Below are 24,731 nucleotides of genomic sequence, written 5' to 3'. Positions count from 1 at the left end.
CAGGTTCCAAGTTTCAAGTTTTATACGAACCTGAAACTTGGAACCTGAAACTTTTAAACAAAAAACAATGAATTCTTTATTACTTCCTACCTATTTTCCATCAATTAGCCATTTTGCAGTTATGGCTCAATCTGAAAATATTACTTTTGAGATGGAAGATAATTTTCAAAAACAAACTAACAGAAACCGTACTTACATCTATAGTCCGAACGGAATTCAGTTATTAAATATTCCTGTTAAGCATTGTAAAGAAGCGCATCAAAAAACGAGAGATGTTTTGATCGAGAATGAATTTGACTGGCAAAAACAGCACTTTAAATCTCTGGAAGCTGCCTATAGAAGTTCTCCCTTTTTCGAATTTTTTGAAGATGATATTCGTCCAATATTTGAAAAAAAGTATACTCTTCTAATGGATTTAAATATGGAAGTTTTAGATATTGTAACGAAGTGTTTGAGAATGAAACTTGAATTTAGCAAAACAACTGAATACTTTCATGAAGTAAAAAATATATCTGATTTCAGATATTTGGCAAACGGAAAAAAGGACCCAAATTCATTCGAAAAATATCCTCAGGTATTTGATGACAAACACGGGTTTATAAACAATCTAAGCGTATTGGATTTGCTTTTTAACGAAGGCAAATTTGCCATGGATTATCTGAAAAATCAAAAATTAGAAATAAAATAGAAACAATTTTCCTTTTCAACATCAAATTTGGAGTTCGGAATTTGGTCCCGATGCTTCGGTTAAAAATTTGGAATTTCTTAAGTTTATTCCATCGAAAGTCTTGTCATAATTGGATAATGATCTGAATTTTCAAAATCAGAAAAACTTTCAAATTGCTTTACTTTCATTTTACTATCTGAGAAAATATAATCTATTCTGGCGGGATAATAACGGAATTTATAAGTTGCTCCAAAACCCTCACCGGCTTCTTCAAAAGTATCTTTCAATTTTCCTTTTATGCTTCGGTAAACGTATGAAAATGGACTATTATTCATGTCACCACAAATAATGATAGGATTTTTACATTGCTTGATATTTTCTTTAAAAATCTCAGCCTGTTCTTGTTGCTGCCTAAATCCTTTGCTAATTCTGGTGTAAATTTGTTGCGATTTTTGCTGATTTACATTATCAATATCATCTGAAATTTTATCAACATCAGGCGAAATCTTAATTGACTGCAAGTGCATGTTATAAACACGAATAACGTCTTTACCGCGTTTTATATCAGCATAAATAACATTGTTATCTGATTTAGGAAAAATAATATTTCCTTCATTTATAATAGGAAACTTTGAGAAAATCGCCTGTCCTGTTTTTATTTGATTCCCATCAATAAAAATATAACGATGCGGATATACTTTTAAATCTAAATGTGCTGAGTTAGAATATTCCTGAATACATAAAATATCAGGATCTTTTTCATCAATAAAAGCTTTTATATTAGACGGAATATCATCACGATCCAACCATTTAAACACATTAAAAAGACGAACATTATAACTCATTACTGAGAAATCTTTTTCATCTTCAATATATTCTTTAGGAGAGAATTTATAAAATTTACTAATAAACGTGATTCCGGTCAACAAAACCAAACCAGACAAAATAAGACGTTTCTTGAACTGAATTGCCCAATAAACGAAGAACAATCCATTTAAAACAAAAAAGGCCGGCATAAAGAGCGTTAGCACCGATAAAAGCGGAAAACTTTTTGGTGCCAGAAATGGTAGAATGTAGATACTAAATGTTATTACAGTTAGCACTATATTCAAAAAGAACATTATTTTATTAAACCACGACAGGTTTTTCATTTTTTCTTTGTTACACGGATTATTTTCCTGCTTTAAACAAAAATTCTTTCTCTTCTTTTGTCAAACAATCATAGCCAGACTGGCTAATTTTATCCAATATTTCATCAATTTGTTGTTGCGTTTTATCTTTCGTAACAATTTTTGATATTGGCTTCTGTGTAGGTTTATTGTAATTTTTATGAACTTTTTTGAAGGGGGTTGATGGCGATTTTCTGAACAGATTTGTAAAAAAATCTAATATTCTGGAAATCACAATACTCAAATCAGTTCCATTTTGAAGCAATTTAATGAAAATAAATCCAAAAACAGCACCAGCTAAATGTGAAATATGTCCGCCCATATTACCAAGGCGAAATTGCATTAAATCTAAAATTAAAATTACAGCCGTAATATGCCATAATTTTACATTTCCAATTAATAGCAAACGAATATTCATTAAAGGCTGATAAGTTGTTGTCGCTACCAAAATTGCCATTATTGCAGCTGAAGCTCCAACTATTGACGCTGAATAGTTTAAAAAATAATAACTCAATGCAAATATTACTCCGGCAAAAACAGCACTTAAAATGTATAAGCCTAAATATTGTTTTTGAGTAAAATACGTTAGAAATAAAGTACTGGAAAAATTTAGCACCATCATATTAAACAACAAATGCCAAAATCCGTCATGAAAAAAAGCATAGGTTAAAAATGTCCAGGGCTTAAACATAAAAACCTGAGGATCTGACGACAATGCAAGCCAATTTGGAAATTCAAACTGACCAATTGAAAAATTATAAAAAACCAGAGAAATAAGGAAACAAGCAACGTTCCAGTAAATAACGCGCATTGCAATTCCACCCAACTTATATTGTAATTTTAAATCATCAAGAATATTCATAAAAGCTTCTTTTGGTCCCGAAACCTCGGGATAATTGATTATCTAAAGTTAAAAATTAATTCCAACGATTTTTATTAAACTGATTTTTTTTCCAGTACCACATAATCATAAATCCAAAAAAAGCTCCGCCAATATGCGCATAATGAGCTATACCAGATTCTATTCCCATAAATGAACTGCCAAAAATCCCAAAGAAGCCATCAAATAAAAGCATGTAAATTGGAACAAAATATTTTGCCTTTATCGGAATTGGAATAAACATAATTCCCAATTCTGCATTAGGAAACATAAAGGTAAAGGCAACTAAAAGACCATAAATTGCTCCCGAAGCACCAACTACCGTTCCTAAATAAGCTTCAGTGAAATGTTTAAATTCAGAAACTGTCAATATTTGCTGCCATCTTGTATCTATTTTGCCATCGTTTAATAAGCTGAGAATATCAGCTTTATGAAAACCATTGGCAATTAAGATATTTAAGCTGTCCTGATAAAAATAATAATTAACAGCAAAATTTATCAAAGCAGCACCTAATCCGCATGAAATGTAGAAAAACAAAAATTTCTTTCCACCCCAAAAATGCTCCAGCGTAGAACCAAATGAATATAAGGCAAACATATTAAATGCAATATGAGCAAATCCGCCATGCATAAACATATGAGTAATTGGTTGCCAAACTTTGAAACCAGGATTTTCAGGAAAAAAAAGTGCTAAATATTCATAAGAAACCGGTACTAACTGAGCACCAATAAAAAATATGATATTAATAATCAATAATTGTTTTACTACGGGAGTTATGTTCATCATAATGCAAACTTTTTATCTATATCTTCCACACGCATTGTGATGAAAGTTGGTTTTTGAAAAGGTGAAATATTTGGATCTTTACAGGCAAACAATCCGTTTACTAAATTATCCTGTTCTTTTTCGGTTAAATAAGATCCGGTTTTAACTGCTAAACTTTTCGCCATCGATTTGGCAATTGTATCATTTTGACTGTAACTGCTCGCTGGGATTCCGTCTTGCAAATCACTTAATAATTGTTCGATTACCATCGAAACTTCACTTTCTGTAATATTAACCGGAATTCCGGAAATCACGATATGGTCTGTTTGTGCTTGTTCAAAAACAAAACCTGTTGTTTCAAGAGAAGGTTTCAATTCTTCGATTAATGTCATTTCATCTGAAGAATAAAATAAATCTAAAGGAAATAACAATTGCTGGCTTGAAGCCTGATTTACGGTCATGTTCAACAAGAATTGTTCGTACAAAATACGTTGATGTGCTCGTTGCTGATCGACAATGACCATTCCCGATTTTATTGGCGAAACAATATATTTCTTATGAATTTGATAGGTTTTCTGAGTCGCTTGTTCTACTTCATCATCATTAAATAAAGAAGATGTTACTTCTTCATTTTCAAAATTAAAAGGCGAACTTTCTATGCTTTCTACACTTTCTGTATCTAGACCAACATATAAACTTTCCCAACTTGCCGTTGGTTCTACTCTTTTTGAATATCCCGAATAAGAATTGGAACCTGAACCTGAACTATAGCTTGATCCTGAACTATAACTTCCTGATCCCGAGCCAGAACTTGCTTTAGAGTAATGCTGATTTGTTTTATCATCTGTAAATGGATTAAAAGTTCCATCGACCTGAATAGTAGGAGTTTCGGCCTCTAAATCTTTATAATGATAAGGTGTATCTAAATTCGAATCGCGATCAAAATCTAAAACAGGCGCCACATTAAACTGACCTAAACTATGTTTAATAGAGGCTCTTAAAATAGCATACAAAGCCTGTTCATCATCAAACTTAATTTCAGTTTTTGTTGGATGAATGTTGATATCAATTGTGTTTGGCGGAACTTGTAAATACAAGAAATAACTGGGTTGCGAACCATCTTTCAAAAGTCCATCATAAGCTGCCATAACTGCATGATGCAAATAACCACTTTTAATGAAACGATCGTTTACAAAAAAGAATTGCTCTCCCCTGTTTTTCTTGGCGAATTCAGGTTTGCAAACAAACCCCTGAACATTTATAATTTCAGTATCTTCATTTACAGGAACCAACTTTTCATTGGTTTTACCAGACATTATTCCAACGATTCGCTGGCGATAACCTGCGGCAGGCAAATTATACATTTCGCTGCCGTTATGATAAAAAGTAAAATGAATATTTGGATGCGCTAATGCTACACGCTGAAATTCATCCATAACATGTCGAAACTCAACTGTATCTGACTTTAAGAAATTACGACGAGCTGGAATATTAAAAAAAAGATTTTTTACTGCAAATGAAGTCCCTTTTGGTAAAACTGCCACTTCCTGAGAGACAAATTTACTTCCTTCGATAATAATATGCGTACCAAGTTCATCCTGATCTTGCTTGGTTTTCATTTCCATATGGGCAATTGCCGCAATAGATGCCAAGGCCTCTCCACGAAAACCTTTCGTACATAAGGAGAATAAATCTTCGGCCTGACGAATTTTTGAGGTTGCATGACGTTCAAAACACAAACGCGCATCGGTCACACTCATACCTTTACCATTATCAATAACCTGAACCAAAGATTTACCAGCATCTTTAATAATTAACTTAATGTCGGTTGCATTGGCATCAACAGCATTTTCGAGCAATTCTTTGACTACCGAAGCGGGTCTTTGAACCACTTCTCCAGCGGCAATTTGATTAGCAACGTGATCAGGAAGTAATTGGATAATACTCGACATTAAAAAATTTGGGTTTAAGGTTTATGCTTTGATTTTATTATATTGTAAAAATCTCAGATTGATACTATTAATTTATTTATGGTTTTAAAATCCAAGGTCTACAAATTTAATGAATTTCTATTGGGTTTTAGAACTTCATCAGTCATAAAAAAAACAAAAAACCTATACTATTTTTACACAGTATAGGTTTTAATATTTTTAAAACAATTGTGTTTTATTCTTTATCTATTTTTCTAGGAGTTTCCTCTATTTGAATCGCGCCAGAAGTTAACAACGGCTGATTAAATGGATGCGACATAGAAGCTTGTTGACGAATGTATGCCATTTTTATTGCTGCGATTGCAGCCTCGGTTCCTTTGTTTCCGTGAATACCTCCACTTCTATCAATAGATTGCTGGATATTATTATCTGTTAATACACAAAAAATAACGGGAATATCTGTTTGAACATTCAAATCTTTAATTCCTTGTGTAACACCTTCGCAAACAAAATCAAAATGTTTGGTTTGTCCCTGAATTACACATCCAATTACAATTACGGCATCAACATTTTGTGTTTGCAACATTTTTTTTGCGCCGTAAATCAGTTCAAAACTTCCTGGAACATTCCAACGAATGATTTGTGTTGCGGGAACTTCGCAGTCAATTAACGCATCAAAAGCGCCATTGTAAAGTCCTTCAGTTATGTTTTCATTCCACTCAGAAACAACAATCCCAAATCGAAAGTCTTTCGCATTTGGGATTGTGTTTTTATCGTATTCTGATAAATTTTTATTTTCAGTAGCCATCTTTTATATTTAAGATTTTAGAATTTTGATTTCAGATTGTAAAAATACAAATCTAAAATCTAAAATCTGAACTCTACAATAAATTTATTGTGCTAATCCGATCAATGCATCAACAGAAGCAGCTTCCGGAGTTGTATCGTAGTTTTCTTTAATATCTGTTAAATATTTTAAAGCGTCTTCTTTTTGACCTAAAGCAATGGCAGTTTTTCCTGCTTTTAATAAGAAACGAGGTGTTGTAAAATCGTTTTTATTAGACTCAGCAGCTTTTACGTAATAGTCAAGAGCTTCTTTTTGTTGATTTTTTTGAGAGTAAGCATCTCCAATTGCACCTTTTGCCAAAGCACTTAAAATTAAATCTTCAGATTTAAAATCACCTAAATATTTAATTGCCTCGTCAAATTTACCAGTATTTAAATAAGCCATACCAGCATAATAGTTCGCTAAGTTACCAGCATCTGTTCCAGAATATTCTTCAGCGATTTTAATGAATCCGAATTTACCTTCAGAACCATTTAAAGCTAATTTATATAATGAATCGCTTGCCACACCGTCAGTCGCTTTTTGGAAATTTTGTTGAGCAACAAACATTTCGTTTGCAGCTTCATCTTGCTTAGGAGCTTCGATAAATTTTTGGTAAGCCAAATATCCAATAGTAGCAACTGCAATTCCAGCAACTAAACCAATAATGATTTTTTGATTTTTAGCAACCCAATCCTCAGTTTTTGAAGCAGTTTCATCTAATTTTGAAAAAACACCAGCTGTTGTACTGTCTTTTTCATCAATAATTACCTGTGTTTCTTCATTTACTTCTTTAACTTCCTTTTCTTTTGGTGCTTTATATCCTCTTTTATTGTAAGTAGCCATTTAAAATTAATTTAGTGAACGGCAAAAATAAAATTTTTATTGAAACTGAAGTAAAAAAAATCAATTTTATATCTATTTAATATAAAATATTTTAGATAATCTCCGTTTTTTTCTTATCACCACCAGAATAACAAAACGCAACTCATTAAAAACAAATACTTTAAACACATTTTTCACCCACTTAAATGATTCTTTTTTCAATATTCGAAATAAACTTTTTATTACCTTAAAATATTATTTCGGCATAGATTTTTAAGATTATCGCAGATTAAGCGTTTAAAGAATTAAATTTGCCTGACAAATCCTTTTTAATAATTTAATTCGTAGCAGAAAAACTCAATTAAAAAGAGAAATACTCATTATTAAACATCAAATTCTACCATAGAGTTCCTTTAAAAAATGCATTTAAACAAAATTTCTTTATTCAATTATAAAAATTTCTCCGAGGCTAGTTTTGATTTTGATATCAAGATCAACTGTTTTGTTGGAAAAAACGGAATTGGTAAAACTAATGTGCTTGATGCTATTTATCATTTAGCTTACGGAAAAAGCTATTTTAATCCGCTTGCAGTGCAAAACATCAAACATGGTGAAGAGTTTTTTGTAATTGATGCCGAACTGGAAAAAAACGGCAGAACAGAACAAATTGTCTGCAGTTTGAAAAAAGGGCAGAAGAAAATCCTGAAAAGAAATGGGAAGGCTTACGATAAATTTTCTGATCATATTGGGTTTGTTCCACTAGTCATTATTTCTCCGGCAGATCGTGATTTAATTATTGAAGGAAGTGAAACACGCCGTAAATTTATGGACAGCGTGATTTCACAATTAGATTCGACTTACTTGCATCAGCTTATTCAATATCAAAAAATAATTGCCCAGCGAAATGCTTTATTAAAGTATTTTGCATTAAATCATGTTTTCGACAACGACACCTTATCTATATATAACGAGCAACTTGATGGCTTTGGAAAATTTATTTTTGAAAAGAGAAAAGATTTTCTGGAACAATTTATACCTATATTTAATACACACCATCAGGCAATAACAGGATCTGAAGAAACGGTGCAATTGGTCTATGAAAGTCATTTGTATGAAAAAGACCTGTTGACCATTTTACAGGAAAACATTAACAAGGATCGTGCATTACATTATACAAGTGCAGGAATTCACAAAGATGATTTATCGTTTGAAATTGATTCTCATCCGATAAAAAAATTCGGATCTCAAGGTCAGCAAAAATCGTTTTTAATTGCTTTAAAGCTCGCTCAATTTGAATTCCTAAAAAAACAAAGCGGTGTAAAACCACTTTTGCTTTTTGATGATATTTTTGACAAACTTGACGAAACCCGCGTTTCTAAAATTATCGAAATGGTAAACAGCGAAACTTTCGGTCAGCTTTTTATTTCTGATACACATCCGGAACGCACCGAAGCTATCGTAAAATCAACACATCAGAGTTATAAAATATTTAATTTATAATTTTTTGTCTGCCACGAATTTCACAAATTTTCACGAATTAAAGCTTTGACAAAGTTTTAAACTTTGTCAAAGCTACAACAATAAGTAATTTAAAAATTAGTGTGAATTCGTGAAATTCGTGGCGAAAAAAATCATTAATTTAGCTCCAAATAAAACTTAAAAACAACTGCAATAAATACCGAATATGCTAACGAAAGAATCATTGCAATTTTTAGACGATTTAAAGAAAAACAACAATAGAGACTGGTTTCAGGATCAAAAAAAACGATACGAAATCTTCAAAAAAGATTACCATCAATTGGTAAGTGATTTTTTGGACGTGATGAAACCTTTGGATCCTTCGTTAGAATTGCTGGAAGTTAAAAATTGTACTTTCAGAATCAATCGTGACATTCGGTTTTCTAAAGATAAATCTCCTTACAAAGCCCATTTGGGCGTTTGGATGTCATCTGGCGCAAAAGGTGCTAATCGATCAGGATATTATGTACATATTGAAAAAGGTGCAAGTTTTATTGCCGGTGGATTTTATTCTCCAGAATCTGAAGATTTGAAAAAAGTCCGCAAAGAAATTGCTTTTTTTCATGATGATCTTGAAGCGATTCTGGCTGATAAAAACTTTAAAAAAGAATTTGGAAGTTTGGATATAAGTGAAAACAATTCTCTTAAAAGTATGCCGCGTGGTTACGAAAAAGACCATCCTGCAATTGAGTTTTTAAAATTGAAAAGTTTTACTGCAACTCAAAAATACGACATTAGCGAAGTAACTAAAAAAGATTTCGTTGCCAAAATGAGTCAAAAACTGATCACTTTAAAACCTTTAAACGAATTCATTAATCGTGCTTTAGATACTGATGAATTTTAGTTTAATTTAAAAAGTTCGCCTCAAATTTTCACAAATTTTCATTAATTAATTCGTGTAAATTCGTGAAATTCGCGGCAAAATAACCACCGAATGAAAAAAAGGAAAATACTTTTTCTGGGAGAATCTTACCGTGCCGATGCTATAACCTGGATGAAAGGTTTAAAGGAATTTGGCGATTTTGAAATTATAACCTGGGAACTCAAAACACCAAATAATTCAAAAATTAACCGATTCAAACGTATTACAGAATACTTCTTCTCTCCTATTTCGATTCGGAAAATCATTCGACGAGAAAAACCGAATATGGTTATTGCCGAACGAACTACAAGTTATGGCTTTCTTGCCGCATTATCAGGATCTAAAACTATCGCCATTGCACAACAAGGCAGAACTGACTTATGGCCGGAAACCTCTGTTTTGTATCCGTTTAAAAAATTCATTCAGAAATATGCTTTCAAAAAAGCACATTTAATTCACGCTTGGGGTCCGGTTATGACAATTTCCATGAAAGAAATTGGCGTTGATATGAATAAAGTTTTAGTTATTCCGAAAGGGATTGACTTAACTCTTTTTTCTCCATTCATAAATAATTCAAATAAAATTGAAGCTATTGTAACGCGTTCTTTGCAACCAGAATATCGCCATGATTCTATTTTGAAAGCTTTTGCTATTCTACATCAAAAAGGAATTGATTTTTCACTAACCATTGTTGGCGACGGAACTCGTTTGCAGTTTTTAAAAGATTTAGCCAAAGAATTACAAATTGAAGATAAATTAATTTTTACGGGAAGAATCCCAAATACTGATCTTCCTAAATTATTACAACAATCGAATATTTATATCAGCATGCCTATTACCGAAGGCGTTTCGGCATCATTGTTTGAAGCAATGGCTTGTAATTGTTATCCTTTAGTTTCTGATATTCCGGGAAATCAAAGCTGGATCAAACATCGTGAAAACGGACAATTAATTGAAATTGATAATATCGAAATGCTGGCAGAAGAATTGATTTGGTCTTTTGAAAATGTCGAATCACGAAATAATGCGATTTTAGAGAATAGAAAATTTGTGGAAGAGAATGCTAATTATGATATTAATATGAAGGTTATTGCGGATAAATATCATGAGTTACTGGATTCACGCGTCATTATTTAACAGCAAAGAGCGCTAAGATTTACGCTATGAACGCTAAGCTTTGCGAACTTCGCGTAAATCTTAGCGCTCTTTGCGGCAAAAACTACATTTTACTCAATCAACGAGGATATGCTAAAGAAACTTTTTGTTTAATACCGTTATAAAGAACATAATGAAAATCCTCATCTTTTCTCACAAGAAACAGTTCTCCGTATCCTTCTTTTTTTGAGTATACAATTTTGTAATCAGACAAACCAATCAACTTGTTGTCCAGATAATCTTTTACACTTTCCTGCGGAATATTTGCTTTTGCATTTACCCATGAATAATTATATGATTTCCAATTTTCATCAAAAGTCTTAAGCATATCAGTATACAGCATTTTATCTTTATCATCTTGTAAATTGCCATTACTTTTAATTAATCGGATTGATTTTGAATCTTGATAGATATAAAAAATTCCTAAATCTACATTCGGTTCTTCTTCTGAATTATCCTCTTTACTATAACTACTATAAGAAATTCTATTTAGCATAAACCGAATATGAGTATCATCAATCAATATAAAACTTCCTGAAATATTCTTAAATATACCATTTCCACATTGAGGCAAATTTCTAATTAAAAAAGTCCCATCATGATTTAAAACAAACATATAACCCAAATGATATTTTCCCATCTTAACAATAGAATATTCTTCAAGGTCACGAACACCCATTAAATCATTAATTTGCCAAGTATCAAACATATTGATTTGAGCATTCACACTCATTGAAAAAAATAAACTGACTAAAAGAAGTACAACTCTATTTTTAAGAATTGATTTAGACATAATTATACTATTTTAATTATTTCAAACTTACAAAAAGAAAATATAGAAATCACAGAACTAAAGATTAACAAATTCTTTCCATTTTCAATGGATATTTCTTCAAAATCCAACTCAAATAAATTATAATCCTTACTTTTGAATCAGATTATAAAGCCTTTTATTTATGGAAATCCAATCCAATTTTTCTTTAAAAAACTACAATACTTTTGGCATCGAAGCCAAAGCCAGACAATTTGTTGCCGTTCATTCAGTTGATGAATTAAAAACCATTTTAGAAGAAAACAAAAATGAGAAAAAGTTTATTCTTGGCGGAGGAAGCAATATGCTTTTAACCAAGGATATTGATGCATTGGTGATTCACATTGACTTAAAAGGCAAAAAGATCGTTAAAGAAGATGATGATTTTGTTTGGGTCGAAAGTCAGGCTGGCGAAACATGGCATGATTTTGTACTTTATACCATTGAAAATAATTTTGGCGGTTTAGAAAACATGTCATTGATTCCGGGGAATGTCGGCACAACTCCGGTTCAGAATATTGGTGCGTACGGAACTGAAATAAAGGACACTTTTGTTTCGTGCGAAGCCATGAATATTGAAACTCAGGAAATGAAAACTTTCATAAATCCTGAATGTAATTTTGGATATAGAGAAAGTATCTTTAAAAATGAAGTCAAAGACCAATATATTATTACATCGGTAATTTATAAACTAACAAAACGCAATCATAAAATCAATACTTCTTACGGAGATATTATAGCTGAATTGGCTAAAAACAATATCACAACTCCAACTTTAAAAGATGTGAGTAATGCTGTAATTGCTATCAGACAAAGCAAATTACCCGATCCGAAAGAATTAGGAAATAGCGGAAGTTTCTTTAAAAACCCGATTTTACTGAAATCTGATTTTGAAAAAATTCACCAGAAATTTCCAGAAATGAAATATTATGAAGTTTCTGAAACCGAAGTAAAAGTTCCGGCTGGCTGGTTAATTGAGCAGGCTGGTTTTAAAGGAAAACGTTTTGGTGATGCAGGTGTGCACAAAAATCAGGCTTTGGTTTTAGTAAATTATGGAAACGCAACCGGTCAGGAAATTTTAGCCGTTTCAAAAGATGTTCAAAAAACTGTTTTTGAAACATTCGGTATTCATATTGAAGCCGAAGTGAATGTTATCTAAAGCTGGATTTTATCCATTAATTTCTAAATGAAAAAACTTAACTTCAGAGTAATTCTATTTCAAATAATTGGAATAATTTTCCTTATTCACGGCATATTGCAATTAAGATTTTACACCGTAGCTGAAAAGTTTATTTGTGCCACAAATTATTTTCAAAATAAAGAATTAGAATGCTGGAATAGATTATTCCCTAAAAAAGAAGATGTTATTAGTTTTTGGCCGAGTATTTATATCTGGATATTTTTAGGTTTTTTGTTTGGGATTTTTATAGCTTCTTTCCTTAATTGGAGAAACAGACTTTCATCACTAAACACAATTTTAGTCGCAATAGTAATGTATATTATTATGAGATTTAAATTTTTTAGAAAAGGAATATTATCCCGTTTATTTGATTCTTTCATCTCCATATTTTCGGATGATTCTGCCACCCAATTTATCGTTGGAGGAATTATTTTTACTTTAATTGGTGTTACAATTTTATGGTTAAGTGTGAAGCCAAATTTATTTAATTCCGGAAAAGATATAATTTAAATTTATGACAGAAACCATTTCTATAAAAATCACAAATCCAAATGAAAAAGTTGCAGCAATTATAGACGAATTGTCTGGAAATCTTTATCTTCGTTTTGGGAGTGATGGGAAAAATTCTTTCACAGACTGGCAGCAAAATAATTCAAAATATGTTTTTGTTGTAGCTGAAATAAAAAATGAAATTGTGGGTTGCGGAGCGATTAGACCAATTTCTGAAACTGTTGGAGAAGTAAAAAGGATGTATTCTAAATATCCCCGAAAGAAAATTGGTAAAACAATTTTAGCTTTTTTAGAAGATATAGCCTCAAAAAGTGGTTATGAGGAATTAATTTTAGAAACGAGAATAAAAAATACTGAAGCTACACAGTTTTACGAAAAACAAAATTATAAAGTAATTCCAAATTACGGAAAATATAAAGATCGACCAGAAGCTATTTGTTTTGGAAAATCTTTAAAATAAAACTCACAAATATGTATACACCAGACTTATACAAAAACGAAGACCCGGAATCAATCAGAACCTTTTTGAAAGAAAATAGTTTTGGAATTCTGATCAATCAAACAAACGGAAAATTATGCGCCACACATATTCCGATAGAATTTGAAATTAATGCTGATGGAAAAGAAATTCTGCAAGGACATATTTCTAAACTCAACCCGCAAGCTGAAGGTTTTGCCGAAAATGATCAGGTTTTGGCTGTTTTTTCAGGTGCGCATGGTTATATTTCTTCTTCCTGGTACGATCACGAAAATGTACCAACATGGAACTACATAGCCGTACATGTTTACGGGCGAATCAAAATTGTAGATGAAACAGCTACAATAGAACAACTTAAAAAATTAGTTGATAAATATGAGGCGGGTTCTGAAAACCCGGTTCGTGTTGAAGATTTATCAGCAAAAACAATGCGTGAGGCAAGAGGAATCTTTGGTTTTGAGATTGAAATTGATGAAATTCAGGCTACAAAAAAGCTATCACAAAACAGGGATGACCACAATTATAAAAATATAATTTCTGAATTAGAAAAAACCAAAAACCCTCAATCTGTCGCTCTTGCAGCCGAAATGTCAAAATGCCGAAAGTAAATAGCTTTTAATCATTGAAAATTAGGAATTCATAAGTACATTTGCATCGCAGATTCAAAAATTAAAAAGACAATTAAATTCAAATGCTTATATATATATTTTACTTTTTTATTGCTATAGTTATTATACAACTTTTTTATTATTTAGGTATTTTTGGAAAATTCGCTTTTAGCAAACCACAAAATATTAAGCAACAAAACATTCCTGTTTCAGTTATTGTTTGTGCAAAAAACGAAGAGGAGAATGTAAAAAAATACATTCCGTTATTAGCTGAGCAAAATTATCCTGATTTTGAAATTGTTTTAATCGACGATGCTTCAAGCGACGAAACGCTGGAAGTTTTTGAAGAGTTTGAAAAACAATATTCAAACATTCGTTTGGTTAAAGTGCAAAACAATGAAGCCTTTTGGGGCAACAAAAAATATGCTTTAACATTAGGAATCAAAGCTTCTAAAAAAGACTACTTATTATTTACTGACGCTGATTGTTATCCAACTTCAAAAGAATGGATTACAGCAATGACTTCACAATTTACCGAAGAAAAAACTATTATTTTAGGTTATGGAGGTTATGAAAAGGAACGTTCTTTATTGAATAAAATTATTCGATTTGAAACGGTTCTTACGGCAGTACAATATTTTTCATGGGCAAAAGCAGGATTACCATATATGGGAGTTGGCCGAAATTTAGCATATAAAAAAGAAGAATTTTTTAATGTAAATGGCTTTATCGAACACATTCAGGTTCGTTCTGGCGATGATGATTTATTTGTAAATCAGGCAGCAAACAAAGCAAACACTACAATTGCTTATAATCCTGAAGGTTTTACTTATTCGAGACCTAAACAATCCTATAGCGAGTGGTTTATTCAAAAAAGAAGACACGTTACTACGGCAAATCATTACAAGTTTTTTGATAAAATTCAATTGTCATTATTTTACAGTTCACAATTATTTTTCTTCTTATTAGTTATAGTATTATTGTCTTTCCAATTTCAATGGATTGCTGTATTGGCTCTATTGGCGACACGTTATACAATTGCGTGGATCGTAATGGGATTTTCTGCCGGAAAATTAAGAGAAAGAGATCTTAAAATTTGGTTTCCTGTTGTAGAAATGGTGCTTATATTCACACAAATTAATATCTTTATAACTAATATCTTTTCAAAACCTGTACATTGGAAATAAATTCTAAAATAGAAAAAGCAAAAAAAGGCGATCAGATCGCCTTTACTTTTTTATTAGATTTTTATTGGAATGAAGTGTACAGTTTTATGTTAAAACGTACCGAAAACGAAACTACTGCAGAAGATATTACAATCGAAACTTTCTCAAAAGCTTTTGATAAAATTGGATCCTACAATTCTGAATTTCAATTTAATACCTGGTTAATTGCCATCGCAAAAAATGTCTATATTGATTTACTGCGAAAAAAGAAAACCAGTCTTTTTGTTGAAATTACAGATGCTGAAGATCAACAAGCCTACAACATTGCAGACACTACTCCATCTGCAGAAGATGCTCTGATAAAAGAGCAAAATCTATCACGTTTACTACAATGCATTAAAGAACTGAAACCACATTATCAGGAAGTAATTCAATTGCGTTACTTTCAGGAAATGACATATCAGGAAATTGCGCTCAAAATTAATGAGCCTTTAAGCAATGTAAAAGTAAAACTACTTCGAGCTAAAAAATTATTAGCAGAAATCATTGAACGTAATAGATAATTTATTATCTTTAGATAAAGAATAAAAAATCTTCGTATTTATTCTTAAAACATTATCAATTTAACAAACAAGTTCTTTAATTTTCCGTTCTTAGTTACACACTAATCCCATTTGGCTTATGATTTGATGTTTACTTAACCTTAAAATCCAATTAACTATGTCTAAATCCAGTATCTACGAATCCAAGTGGACCAATCTTGTTTTCGAAAACAAAAACAAAGAGTACGGAGCGTATCAATTGCGCCAGGAGAATCCCAAAACAACTATTACAGCACTTTTTATGGCACTGCTATTAATAGCAGGATTAGGAAGCGTATCGATGCTGATTAGTAAATTTAGAACGGCGCCTGTTGTAGCACCTACGACTATTTTTGAAATACCAATAACGCCGGTAGATTTAAGTCCGATTCATGTGAAACCAGAACCCCCTGCTCCAGTTACACCTGTTCAACAAACTGCAGCAGCATCGCCTGATGTACAATTGACGAATCCTGTTGTAGTAGCTACAGCTCAAGCAACACCAGATGTTATTGCACCTAACACACAGAATAGTTCTGCAGTAGATAATGCTTCTACAGGAACAGGAACTTCTGCAAATGTGCTGCCATCAAATGGCAATGTTGGCGGAGATGCTGTTGAACCTGCAGATACAGGAAATTCAATTGTAAACACGGCTGTTTTAGACAAAATGCCAGAATTCCCAGGAGGAATGGCTAAGTTCTATACTTATGTGGGAAACAATTTTACAAGACCAGAATTGGATGCTGAAAGAACTTTAAAAGTTTATGTTTCTTTTGTAATCGAAAAAGACGGCTCAATAACTGATATCATGGTAAGAAATGATCCTGGTTATGGAGTTGGCAAAGAAGCTATTCGAGTTTTAAAATCATTAAAAACAAAATGGAGTCCGGGAATATTAAACGGTAAAGCGGTCCGAACTGCATATAATCTTCCAATTACAATAAAATCGGAAGCTGAATAACAAAACAAAAAGCAGAATTAGGTTCTGCTTTTTTTATGGAATTAAGCGATTAAGAGACTAAGAAAGTTGAGTTTTTTTTCAGATACAAATCTTTATTTAAAAGACTATTTTAGCAATACAAAATCTTTAAAGAAATCAAATGCCTTTTACTTTTTCTCATCCTGCAATAATCTTACCTTTAAGATATTTGCCTAAAAAATGGTTTTCTTTAACAAGCCTTATTATTGGCAGTTTAACTCCTGACTTTGAATACTTTATTAGAATGAAAGTTCAAAGCAATTATAGTCATACTTTACACGGAATCTTTTGGTTTGATTTGCCATCAGCAATTATTTTATCCTTCATTTTCCATAACATTGTCAGGAATCAATTATTTAATAATCTACCGGTAAATATTCGAACAAGAATTTTAATTTTCACTTATTTTGATTGGAATAATTATTTCAGACAACATTACTTTATAATTTTAATTTCTGCTTTAATTGGAATTAGCTCCCATCTTTTTTGGGATAGTTTCACACATGAGCACGGCTATTTTGTAAATCATATTTCTGCTTTAAGAAATTCCGTTTGTCTTTTCAACAAACAAATTCCTGTTTTAAAAATTGCTCAGCATCTAAGCACGCTTATTGGAGCGTTCATTATTTTATTGACCATATTAAAACTTCCAAAAAATAACAACTCTGAAACTTCAATAAACAAGAATTATTGGATTTTGGTACTCTTTTTTATTTTAATAATTATACTAATCCGATTTTTAGGAGATCTAAGCTATGACGCATACGGACATGTAATTGTTTCTTTAATTTCTGCGACTCTGATTTCATTAATTTTAACTCCGTTATATATTAAATTTAAATCGAATTTCTAAAAAAAATAACAAAATCACTTACTTTTACAGTACAGAACAAATAATTCATTAAAATAAAAAATCAATAAAAATGGGAATATTTTCAGCACTTCTTGGCAACGCAGGCGCAGTTAGCCAGGAAGATTTAATTAAAAAATACGGTCAGCTTTTAACTGATAATGAAGAAGTAGAAATGGGTTTTAAGTTAATCCGCGACACTTTTATCTTTACAAATAAAAGATTAATCTTAGTTGATGTACAAGGAATTACAGGAAGCAAAACAGAATACAAATCAATCGCATACAAAAGCATTACTCGTTTTAGTATTGAAACAGCAGGAACTTTTGATCTTGATGCTGAATTAAAAATTTGGGTTTCAAGCGAATTGCAGCCTAGTATTGTAAAGCAATTTACTAAATCGGTAAATGTGTATGAAGTACAAAAAGTTTTGGCACATCATGTTTTAGGTTAATCCACAAATTAAAAAACCCGACAAATTTTAAAAAACTTGTCGGGTCTATTTTTATTACTTCAAAACTATTATTTCTTTTTAGTTGTAGCTTTCTTTGTGGTTGTTTTCTTAGTCGTTGTAGCTTTAGCCGGAACTGTATTTACAATTTTTTGCTGTACATACGCTTTATACACACCATCTTTCTCAGCTCTGCTCTTAGCATCATCAGCTCTTTGTTTAGAATCCGGATGCGAACTCATCATCTTATCAATAAACGAAGCTTCTGTTCCTTCACTCATTTTAGCCAGAATTCTAAAAGCCGATTCTTCAGCATTTACATTGTAACCATTCTTTTTAAGGAAATTATACGAGAATAAATCAGCATCTGCTTCTTGCTTACGGCTAAATTTACTATCGATAATTGAGCTTCCTATTTTTCCTAACTGACTATCTGTAACACTTGCAACTGTTGTTGATTGAGAAGCTGCGGCATCCATTAAAGCCTCTTTTTTATAAGCTGCCTTAATTGCATCTCTGGAATCATTATTAGCAACGTGACCAATTTCGTGACCAATAACCGCCAATAATTCGTTGTCATCCATAATATCCATTAATCCAGAATATACACGAACGCTTCCATCTGCGGTAGCAAAAGCATTTACTTCTTTTAATTTATAGACTTTATAGTTTAAAGTATAACCTTCACCCGCTGTATGTTTTCCAAAAACTCTGTTAAGTCTTATAGCGTATCCATCTGTCGCAGGAGCAATTTCATGTTCTGCATCCATTTTATCCACTGCGGCTTTAGATAATGCTGCAGCATCGGCATTACTAAAGGTAAAACCCGTAACACCTTTTTGAACAGCACCTATTGCTTTTTCTCCAAAATTAATCTGCGCATTCATTTTAGTAAATCCGAAAGCAGCAAAAACTCCCATTACAATTAATTTCTTTTTCATGTTTTTTAATTATTACAATTTAACAACAAATGTACTATTAAGAAAATATCATTTTACCCTTTGCAAACATATTTTTTAACAAATAAAGGTATAATTTTTAAATGACTAAAATTCAACCTAATATCATAATTATTCATTTTATAACCTTAAAAGAATAAAAAAGCACGGCATTAAATCGCTTCAGCATTTTTTTAACGCAATATTTTAACACATTAACCAAACAATTAGCAAAATGATTTTCTTAAAATCTCTAAAATACAATTTCAAATTAAACTATAAACGAATCTCCAAATAAACTACATTGCTTATCTTTGTCTTTTGAATTTTGATATATGGAAACAGTCATTGAAAATATACCAACCGTAAAACCTAAATGGTTGAAGGTAAAACTTCCAATTGGACAAAAATACACTGAACTACGTGGTTTAGTCGATAAATACAGCTTAAATACTATTTGTACTTCCGGAAGCTGCCCAAATATGGGTGAATGTTGGGGAGAAGGAACAGCAACTTTTATGATTTTAGGTAACGTTTGTACACGTTCTTGCGGTTTTTGCGGTGTAAAAACCGGAAGACCTGAAACGGTAGACTGGGACGAACCTGAAAAAGTAGCCCGTTCTATAAAAATCATGAACATTAAACATGCCGTAATTACAAGTGTTGACAGAGATGATTTAAAAGATGGCGGATCCATTATCTGGATTGAAACTGTGAAAGCTATTCGCAGAATGAATCCAAATACTACTCTTGAGACTTTGATTCCGGATTTTCAGGGAATTGAAAGAAACATTGACAGAATTGTAGAAGCGAATCCTGAAGTGGTTTCGCATAATGTGGAAACCGTTCGCCGTTTAACGCGTGAAGTACGTATTCAGGCAAAATACGATCGCAGCCTTGAAGTTTTACGTTACTTAAAAGAAAAAGGAATCAACAGAACTAAATCTGGTATTATGCTTGGTCTTGGAGAAACTGAAGAAGAAGTTTTTCAAACCATGACTGATTTACGCAATGCAAATGTAGACGTTGTTACTATTGGCCAATACCTACAGCCAAGTAAAAAGCATTTACCTGTAAAAGAATTTATTACCCCGGATCAATTTGCTAAATATGAAAAATTTGGTTTAGAATTAGGTTTCCGTCACGTTGAAAGCGGCCCATTAGTTCGTTCTTCATACAAAGCACAAAAACACATTTTATAAAAAAGGTTATTTGTTTAATTGTTTATTCGTTTAATCGTCAAGATATTAAAACGAATAAACAGTTAAACGATTAAACAAATAAACGTAAATCTTGAAAACTAGAATTGCTATTAACGGTTTTGGAAGAATTGGCAGAAATTTATTTCGTCTTCTTTTAAACCACCCTGAAATTGAAGTTGTTGCGATCAATGACATTGCTGATAATAAAACCATGTCGCATTTAATAAAATACGACAGTATTCATGGTGTTTTACCTTTCAAGGTAAGTCACGACGAAGAAAGCATTATTGTTGATGGAAAACATTTTTTATTTTTTCATGAAAAAAGCATTTCAAATTTAGACTGGAAAAGTCATAACATTGATTTCGTAGTAGAGGCAACAGGAAAATATAAAACGCACGAAGAATTAAATACGCATATTATTGCAGGCGCAAAAAGAGTAATTCTTTCGGCTCCATCAGAAGTTGACACTATAAAAACAGTAGTTTTAGGAGTAAATGAGCATATTTTAGACGGAAGTGAACTTATCGTTTCCAATGCAAGCTGTACGACAAACAATGCTGCCCCGATGATAAAAATCATCGATGAATTGTGCGGAATCGAGCAAGCATACATAACAACGATACATTCTTACACTACCGACCAAAGTCTTCATGACCAGCCACATAAGGATTTACGCAGGGCCAGAGGTGCAAGTCAGTCAATTGTTCCAACAACTACAGGTGCAGCTAAGGCATTAACAAAAATTTTTCCTAAATTGCATGAGAAAATAGGTGGCTGTGGAATTCGTGTACCGGTTCCGGATGGTTCATTAACCGATATAACATTTAATGTAAAGCGCGCCGTAACTATTGAAGAGATTAACAAAGCATTCGAAAAAGCCTCAAATACAAATTTAAAAGGAATATTAGATTATACAGAAGATCCGATCGTTTCGGTTGATATAATTGGCAATACAAACTCGTGTTTATTCGATGCACAACTTACATCTGTAATTGATAAGATGGTAAAAGTTGTGGGTTGGTACGATAACGAAATTGGCTATTCATCACGATTAATTGATTTGATTTTACTGATGAGAAAAACATAAATTCATTGTAAAAGCATTGCAATACATGAAATACCACCTTTTAATTCTAATTAGTTTTTTTACTTCAATTTTGTATTCTCAAACTAAGCAGAATATAGATAGTATTTCCTATTACAACAAGTTAGCCAACACCAATCTAAAGGCTAAAAAATATGATCAGGCGATTTTCTTCACAAAAAAATCCATAGATTTTTGCGAGACCAATCGCAAATCTGAGGGTTTAGCCAACCAGACTTTTAAGCTTGGAAAAATTTACTACAATCAACAAAAATATGAAGAAGCATTAAAAAAATTTCATAAAAGCGTTTCATTGTTTGATAACTTAAAACCAACTTGCACCAAGGCTTTGGCACTACATTATATTGGAGTGACCAATACTGCAAAAGGCAATCACAAAACGGCTGAGATTTATTATAAAAAGGCTCATTCGCTACTTAAAAGATTAAATATTGTTGATAGTGCCGAAATTTTAAACTATCAAAAAGCGATGGCATTTAAAACCAGTAACGATTTAAAAGCCGCAACAAAAACCTTTCAGACAATAATCAAAAAACCTGACAATTCTTCTGTTTTAAAAACCAAAATCGATTCTTATTATCAGCTTGGTTTAATCGAGACCCAACTTAAACAAAACGACTCGGCAATTATTTATTACGACAATGCCCTGGAACTTAACTCAAAAACAACTGATTTGATTCAGAAGTCAAAAATTGTTTTAGCCATAAGTCAGTATTACAAACAAAACCGAAATTTTGATCTCGCCTATTCTTATCTGGACGAACATTATCAAATAGAAAACTATATTTTAAAGTTGAAAAATGCCAAAATTGATTTGAATGAATTCGAAAGATTCAAAAAAAATCAATCTTTAAACAATACTTTACAACGGGAAAGTGAAGAAAAAATTCAGTTAAAAACTTATCGCTATTCCAAGCTTGTCAGCATTTTGGCAATTGCCCTGATTTCTATTTTATCGCTTTTGAGTTTGGCTTTATATAAAAACAATATTATACGAAATCAGAATAATTTACTTTTAAAAGAAAAAAACAAAGAACTTATTCTGGCCAAAAACAAGGCAGAAAAAGCATCAAAAGCCAGATCTGAATTTTTATCTACTGTAAGTCATGAACTTAGAACACCACTAAACGCTATAAACGGAATCACACATTTACTTCTTGAAGATCATCCGAAGAAAAAGCAATTAAAATACCTTGAATCATTAAAATTCTCCGGAAATTATCTTACTACTTTTATCAATGAAATTCTGGAAATAAACAAAATAGATTCTACAAAAGTTGAAGTCGAACATATTAGTTTTAATTTAAAAGAATTACTTTTTAACATTCAGGGTTCATTAAAGGAATTGGCAACTGCCAATAAAAATTATTTTAATCTTGAAATAGACAAAGAAATTCCTGATAGCTTAATTGGCGATTCAACAAAGGTTTCTCAAATTATATTGAATTTAATTAACAACGCTTTAAAATTCACACAAAACGGAAACGTAAATGTGATTGCAAAATTATTTCATAAAAGTGAAGAGAATGCAACCATTTACTTTGAAATTGTCGATACCGGAATTGGTATTCCTGAAGATAAATTACAAACTGTTTTTGAAAGCTTCTCGCAAGGTTCTGTAGAAGTTAACCGAAAATATGGCGGAACCGGTTTGGGACTTACTATTGTAAAAAAACTTATTGAGCTTTTAGGCGGAGAAATTAAATTAAAAAGTGAAGTAGGTAAAGGTTCTACCTTTACTTTTAAACTAGATTTCAGCATTAACAATGAACCAATTGAAAAAGCTGAAGAAGTAAAATCATACAACGATAAACAACTAAAACACAAATCTATTTTATTGATTGAAGACAACAAAATCAATCAGATGATTACTCGAAAAATGCTCGAAAATAAAGCTATTTATTGCGAAATAATCGATAATGGCGAAGATGCCGTAGAGCTTTTAAAAGTAAAACATTTTGATATGATTTTAATGGATGTTCATTTACCCGGAATCAACGGAACAACTGCCACCAAACAAATTCGTGAATACGATAAAACAACTCCAATTATTGCATTAACAGCTATTTCACTTGACGAAAATAAGGACATGCTTTTAGCTTTCGGAATGAACGATGTCATTACAAAACCTTTTGTACCTGATGAATTTTACAGTACAATTGCTAAATTTTTCGATTAGTTTTTTTTTTAAAAGATTCTAAGATTCTGAGAGGCTAAGGTTCTTAAACACTTGTCTAAGTATTCTAAAATCGTTGCATCAAAATTTTGTTTGTTATTGATGAACGTGCTTTTTATTGGTAAATAATACAACTGCGAAATCAGTTTTGAATCTTTTAAGCGAACATAATCTTTTTCTGTCGTAATGATCTTTTTGTTTTGAGCTTTATTCTGAATCATTTCTAAATCTTTTTCAGAAAAATGATGATGGTCCGGGAAGGTCAGACATTCGTCGTTTTCGTTTTTTAAGTATTCAAAAAATGGGGTTGGTTTTGCAATTCCGGCCAAAAGTAATTTTGACTCATTTTTAATTTCATTTACAGCAATCTTTTCGTCTTTACCATAGATTGCGTCATCATAATCTATAAAAGTAAAATACAATTGCTGGGAACTGCTTAGTTTTAATTTTTTCCAGATTTCATTTTGCTTTTCGTCAGATAAATTCTTCGGGCATTTTGTTACAATGACAATTTTGGCACGACTGGCCCCGCTCCTGCTTTCACGTAAATTCCCGGTTGGCAGCATAAAATCATCCGCGTACAAATCATCATAGGAAGTTAGTAAAATATAAAAACCAGCTTTTACTTTTCGGTGTTGATAAGCATCATCCAATAAAACAATCTGTGGTTTTTCTTTTTGAGAAAGTAATTGTGTAATTCCGTTTGTCCTGTTTGCATCAACAGCAACCTGAATATTGGGGAATTTTTGATAAAACTGAAAAGGTTCATCGCCCAAAATTTCGGCATTTGAGGCAGCATCTGCCAAAACAAAACCTTCGGATTTACGTTTGTAACCGCGGCTTAAAGTAGCTATTTTATATTTATCAGATAATAAACGAATTAAATATTCAATTTGAGGTGTTTTCCCTGTTCCGCCAACACTCAAATTCCCAACGGCAATAACCGGAATATCAAATGAAGTTGATTTTAGAATTCCTTTATCGAAAAGGAAATTCCTTATAGAAGTAATGAATCCGTATAAAACGGCAAATGGGAAAAGTATTTTTCGAAGTATATTCATTTTACGAAAGTATAATTTTTTTCGTTAATT

25 protein-coding genes are annotated in these 24,731 nt (G+C 31.8%); 16 read left to right on the top strand and 9 right to left on the bottom strand.

What is annotated here, in order from left to right:
• Positions 1–67: 67 nt before the first annotated feature.
• Positions 68–688: a WbqC family protein gene (locus RT99_RS17600; RefSeq protein ID WP_042566065.1), complete on the top strand. Its 621-nt coding sequence runs from the start codon at positions 68–70 to the stop codon at positions 686–688.
• An 83-nt stretch (positions 689–771) separates the two neighbouring features.
• Here the strand turns inward: RT99_RS17600 and RT99_RS17595 are convergent, their stop codons facing one another.
• The 6 genes from RT99_RS17595 to RT99_RS17570 form a co-directional block, all read right to left on the bottom strand.
• On the bottom strand, positions 772–1,818 hold the full coding sequence (locus RT99_RS17595) for an endonuclease/exonuclease/phosphatase family protein (protein WP_042566024.1): 1,047 nt from the start codon (positions 1,816–1,818) through the stop codon (positions 772–774).
• Between the two features lie 19 nt (positions 1,819–1,837).
• Positions 1,838–2,698 (bottom strand): rhomboid family intramembrane serine protease, encoded by an 861-nt coding sequence (locus RT99_RS17590; RefSeq protein ID WP_042566023.1) that lies wholly within the window; start codon positions 2,696–2,698, stop codon positions 1,838–1,840.
• A gap of 55 nt (positions 2,699–2,753) precedes the next feature.
• Positions 2,754–3,503, bottom strand: coding sequence for a rhomboid family intramembrane serine protease (locus RT99_RS17585; RefSeq protein WP_042566022.1), 750 nt, complete (start codon positions 3,501–3,503; stop codon positions 2,754–2,756).
• Complete coding sequence (mutL, locus tag RT99_RS17580) at positions 3,500–5,434, bottom strand: DNA mismatch repair endonuclease MutL (RefSeq protein WP_042566021.1); 1,935 nt, start codon at positions 5,432–5,434, stop codon at positions 3,500–3,502. Before mutL ends, RT99_RS17585 begins: the two co-directional genes overlap by 4 nt.
• Positions 5,435–5,648: 214 nt before the next feature.
• On the bottom strand, positions 5,649–6,221 hold the full coding sequence (gene ribH, locus RT99_RS17575) for a 6,7-dimethyl-8-ribityllumazine synthase (RefSeq protein ID WP_042566020.1): 573 nt from the start codon (positions 6,219–6,221) through the stop codon (positions 5,649–5,651).
• A gap of 84 nt (positions 6,222–6,305) precedes the next feature.
• Positions 6,306–7,085 carry a tetratricopeptide repeat protein gene (locus tag RT99_RS17570; RefSeq protein ID WP_042566019.1) on the bottom strand — a complete coding sequence of 260 codons (780 nt, stop codon included), beginning with the start codon at positions 7,083–7,085 and terminating at the stop codon, positions 6,306–6,308.
• A 399-nt stretch (positions 7,086–7,484) separates the two neighbouring features.
• On the opposite strand from RT99_RS17570, the gene RT99_RS17565 reads away from it, so the two are divergent.
• The 3 genes from RT99_RS17565 (at position 7,485) to RT99_RS17555 (ending at position 10,581) form a co-directional block, all read left to right on the top strand.
• Positions 7,485–8,564, top strand: coding sequence for a DNA replication/repair protein RecF (locus tag RT99_RS17565; protein ID WP_042566018.1), 1,080 nt, complete (start codon positions 7,485–7,487; stop codon positions 8,562–8,564).
• A gap of 184 nt (positions 8,565–8,748) precedes the next feature.
• Positions 8,749–9,426 carry a DUF2461 domain-containing protein gene (locus RT99_RS17560; RefSeq protein ID WP_042566017.1) on the top strand — a complete coding sequence of 226 codons (678 nt, stop codon included), beginning with the start codon at positions 8,749–8,751 and terminating at the stop codon, positions 9,424–9,426.
• A gap of 90 nt (positions 9,427–9,516) precedes the next feature.
• The gene (locus tag RT99_RS17555; protein ID WP_042566016.1) at positions 9,517–10,581 is read left to right on the top strand and encodes a glycosyltransferase; all 1,065 of its coding nucleotides are present in this window, start codon (positions 9,517–9,519) and stop codon (positions 10,579–10,581) included.
• Between the two features lie 97 nt (positions 10,582–10,678).
• Here the strand turns inward: RT99_RS17555 and RT99_RS17550 are convergent, their stop codons facing one another.
• Positions 10,679–11,392: a hypothetical protein gene (locus RT99_RS17550; protein ID WP_042566015.1), complete on the bottom strand. Its 714-nt coding sequence runs from the start codon at positions 11,390–11,392 to the stop codon at positions 10,679–10,681.
• Between the two features lie 163 nt (positions 11,393–11,555).
• Between RT99_RS17550 and murB the strand changes: the two genes are divergently transcribed.
• The 9 genes from murB (at position 11,556) to RT99_RS17505 (ending at position 18,219) form a co-directional block, all read left to right on the top strand.
• Positions 11,556–12,569, top strand: coding sequence for a UDP-N-acetylmuramate dehydrogenase (gene murB, locus RT99_RS17545; protein ID WP_042566014.1), 1,014 nt, complete (start codon positions 11,556–11,558; stop codon positions 12,567–12,569).
• Between the two features lie 27 nt (positions 12,570–12,596).
• Positions 12,597–13,100, top strand: coding sequence for a hypothetical protein (locus tag RT99_RS17540; protein ID WP_042566013.1), 504 nt, complete (start codon positions 12,597–12,599; stop codon positions 13,098–13,100).
• A gap of 4 nt (positions 13,101–13,104) precedes the next feature.
• Entirely contained in the window at positions 13,105–13,560 is a 456-nt protein-coding gene (locus tag RT99_RS17535) for a GNAT family N-acetyltransferase (protein ID WP_042566012.1), read from the top strand.
• Between the two features lie 11 nt (positions 13,561–13,571).
• Positions 13,572–14,186 carry an FMN-binding negative transcriptional regulator gene (locus RT99_RS17530; protein WP_042566011.1) on the top strand — a complete coding sequence of 205 codons (615 nt, stop codon included), beginning with the start codon at positions 13,572–13,574 and terminating at the stop codon, positions 14,184–14,186.
• 83 nt (positions 14,187–14,269) lie between these two features.
• Complete coding sequence (locus RT99_RS17525; RefSeq protein ID WP_042566010.1) at positions 14,270–15,373, top strand: glycosyltransferase; 1,104 nt, start codon at positions 14,270–14,272, stop codon at positions 15,371–15,373.
• Positions 15,364–15,915: an RNA polymerase sigma factor gene (locus RT99_RS17520; RefSeq protein ID WP_042566009.1), complete on the top strand. Its 552-nt coding sequence runs from the start codon at positions 15,364–15,366 to the stop codon at positions 15,913–15,915. Before RT99_RS17525 ends, RT99_RS17520 begins: the two co-directional genes overlap by 10 nt.
• Positions 15,916–16,072: 157 nt before the next feature.
• Positions 16,073–16,897 carry an energy transducer TonB gene (locus RT99_RS17515; protein ID WP_042566008.1) on the top strand — a complete coding sequence of 275 codons (825 nt, stop codon included), beginning with the start codon at positions 16,073–16,075 and terminating at the stop codon, positions 16,895–16,897.
• A gap of 139 nt (positions 16,898–17,036) precedes the next feature.
• Positions 17,037–17,768, top strand: a complete 732-nt coding sequence (locus tag RT99_RS17510) for a DUF4184 family protein (RefSeq protein WP_042566007.1) — start codon at positions 17,037–17,039, stop codon at positions 17,766–17,768.
• A gap of 70 nt (positions 17,769–17,838) precedes the next feature.
• Positions 17,839–18,219, top strand: coding sequence for a PH domain-containing protein (locus RT99_RS17505; RefSeq protein WP_042566006.1), 381 nt, complete (start codon positions 17,839–17,841; stop codon positions 18,217–18,219).
• Between the two features lie 68 nt (positions 18,220–18,287).
• Here the strand turns inward: RT99_RS17505 and RT99_RS17500 are convergent, their stop codons facing one another.
• Positions 18,288–19,157 carry a M48 family metalloprotease gene (locus RT99_RS17500; RefSeq protein ID WP_042566005.1) on the bottom strand — a complete coding sequence of 290 codons (870 nt, stop codon included), beginning with the start codon at positions 19,155–19,157 and terminating at the stop codon, positions 18,288–18,290.
• Between the two features lie 332 nt (positions 19,158–19,489).
• On the opposite strand from RT99_RS17500, the gene lipA reads away from it, so the two are divergent.
• From lipA to RT99_RS17485, 3 genes are all read left to right on the top strand, one after another.
• Complete coding sequence (lipA, locus tag RT99_RS17495; RefSeq protein WP_042566004.1) at positions 19,490–20,356, top strand: lipoyl synthase; 867 nt, start codon at positions 19,490–19,492, stop codon at positions 20,354–20,356.
• Between the two features lie 91 nt (positions 20,357–20,447).
• Positions 20,448–21,446 (top strand): type I glyceraldehyde-3-phosphate dehydrogenase, encoded by a 999-nt coding sequence (gene gap, locus RT99_RS17490; RefSeq protein ID WP_042566003.1) that lies wholly within the window; start codon positions 20,448–20,450, stop codon positions 21,444–21,446.
• 25 nt (positions 21,447–21,471) lie between these two features.
• Positions 21,472–23,643 (top strand): ATP-binding protein, encoded by a 2,172-nt coding sequence (locus tag RT99_RS17485; protein ID WP_042566002.1) that lies wholly within the window; start codon positions 21,472–21,474, stop codon positions 23,641–23,643.
• Positions 23,644–23,651: 8 nt separating this feature from the next.
• Here RT99_RS17485 and lpxK read toward each other — a convergent pair whose 3' ends face one another.
• Positions 23,652–24,701 (bottom strand): tetraacyldisaccharide 4'-kinase, encoded by a 1,050-nt coding sequence (gene lpxK, locus RT99_RS17480; RefSeq protein ID WP_042566001.1) that lies wholly within the window; start codon positions 24,699–24,701, stop codon positions 23,652–23,654.
• Positions 24,702–24,731 lie beyond the last annotated feature (30 nt).

The sequence above is a fragment of the Flavobacterium sp. MEB061 genome, from assembly GCF_000834715.1.
Lineage (GTDB): Bacteria > Bacteroidota > Bacteroidia > Flavobacteriales > Flavobacteriaceae > Flavobacterium > Flavobacterium pectinovorum.
This window is presented reverse-complemented; position numbering and strand designations above follow the sequence as displayed.

Coding starts and splice junctions, on each gene's coding strand:
- lpxK (WP_042566001.1), bottom strand. CDS start 24,701: ATGAATATACTTCGAAAAATACTTTTCCCATTTGCCGTTTTATACGGA.
- RT99_RS17540 (WP_042566013.1), top strand. CDS start 12,597: ATGAAAAAACTTAACTTCAGAGTAATTCTATTTCAAATAATTGGAATA.
- RT99_RS17530 (WP_042566011.1), top strand. CDS start 13,572: ATGTATACACCAGACTTATACAAAAACGAAGACCCGGAATCAATCAGA.
- RT99_RS17555 (WP_042566016.1), top strand. CDS start 9,517: ATGAAAAAAAGGAAAATACTTTTTCTGGGAGAATCTTACCGTGCCGAT.
- RT99_RS17595 (WP_042566024.1), bottom strand. CDS start 1,818: ATGAAAAACCTGTCGTGGTTTAATAAAATAATGTTCTTTTTGAATATA.
- RT99_RS17560 (WP_042566017.1), top strand. CDS start 8,749: ATGCTAACGAAAGAATCATTGCAATTTTTAGACGATTTAAAGAAAAAC.
- RT99_RS17525 (WP_042566010.1), top strand. CDS start 14,270: ATGCTTATATATATATTTTACTTTTTTATTGCTATAGTTATTATACAA.
- ribH (WP_042566020.1), bottom strand. CDS start 6,221: ATGGCTACTGAAAATAAAAATTTATCAGAATACGATAAAAACACAATC.
- RT99_RS17485 (WP_042566002.1), top strand. CDS start 21,472: ATGAAATACCACCTTTTAATTCTAATTAGTTTTTTTACTTCAATTTTG.
- RT99_RS17600 (WP_042566065.1), top strand. CDS start 68: ATGAATTCTTTATTACTTCCTACCTATTTTCCATCAATTAGCCATTTT.
- murB (WP_042566014.1), top strand. CDS start 11,556: ATGGAAATCCAATCCAATTTTTCTTTAAAAAACTACAATACTTTTGGC.
- RT99_RS17500 (WP_042566005.1), bottom strand. CDS start 19,157: ATGAAAAAGAAATTAATTGTAATGGGAGTTTTTGCTGCTTTCGGATTT.
- RT99_RS17570 (WP_042566019.1), bottom strand. CDS start 7,085: ATGGCTACTTACAATAAAAGAGGATATAAAGCACCAAAAGAAAAGGAA.
- RT99_RS17565 (WP_042566018.1), top strand. CDS start 7,485: ATGCATTTAAACAAAATTTCTTTATTCAATTATAAAAATTTCTCCGAG.
- lipA (WP_042566004.1), top strand. CDS start 19,490: ATGGAAACAGTCATTGAAAATATACCAACCGTAAAACCTAAATGGTTG.
- RT99_RS17585 (WP_042566022.1), bottom strand. CDS start 3,503: ATGATGAACATAACTCCCGTAGTAAAACAATTATTGATTATTAATATC.
- RT99_RS17505 (WP_042566006.1), top strand. CDS start 17,839: ATGGGAATATTTTCAGCACTTCTTGGCAACGCAGGCGCAGTTAGCCAG.
- RT99_RS17535 (WP_042566012.1), top strand. CDS start 13,105: ATGACAGAAACCATTTCTATAAAAATCACAAATCCAAATGAAAAAGTT.
- RT99_RS17515 (WP_042566008.1), top strand. CDS start 16,073: ATGTCTAAATCCAGTATCTACGAATCCAAGTGGACCAATCTTGTTTTC.
- RT99_RS17510 (WP_042566007.1), top strand. CDS start 17,037: ATGCCTTTTACTTTTTCTCATCCTGCAATAATCTTACCTTTAAGATAT.
- mutL (WP_042566021.1), bottom strand. CDS start 5,434: ATGTCGAGTATTATCCAATTACTTCCTGATCACGTTGCTAATCAAATT.
- RT99_RS17550 (WP_042566015.1), bottom strand. CDS start 11,392: ATGTCTAAATCAATTCTTAAAAATAGAGTTGTACTTCTTTTAGTCAGT.
- RT99_RS17590 (WP_042566023.1), bottom strand. CDS start 2,698: ATGAATATTCTTGATGATTTAAAATTACAATATAAGTTGGGTGGAATT.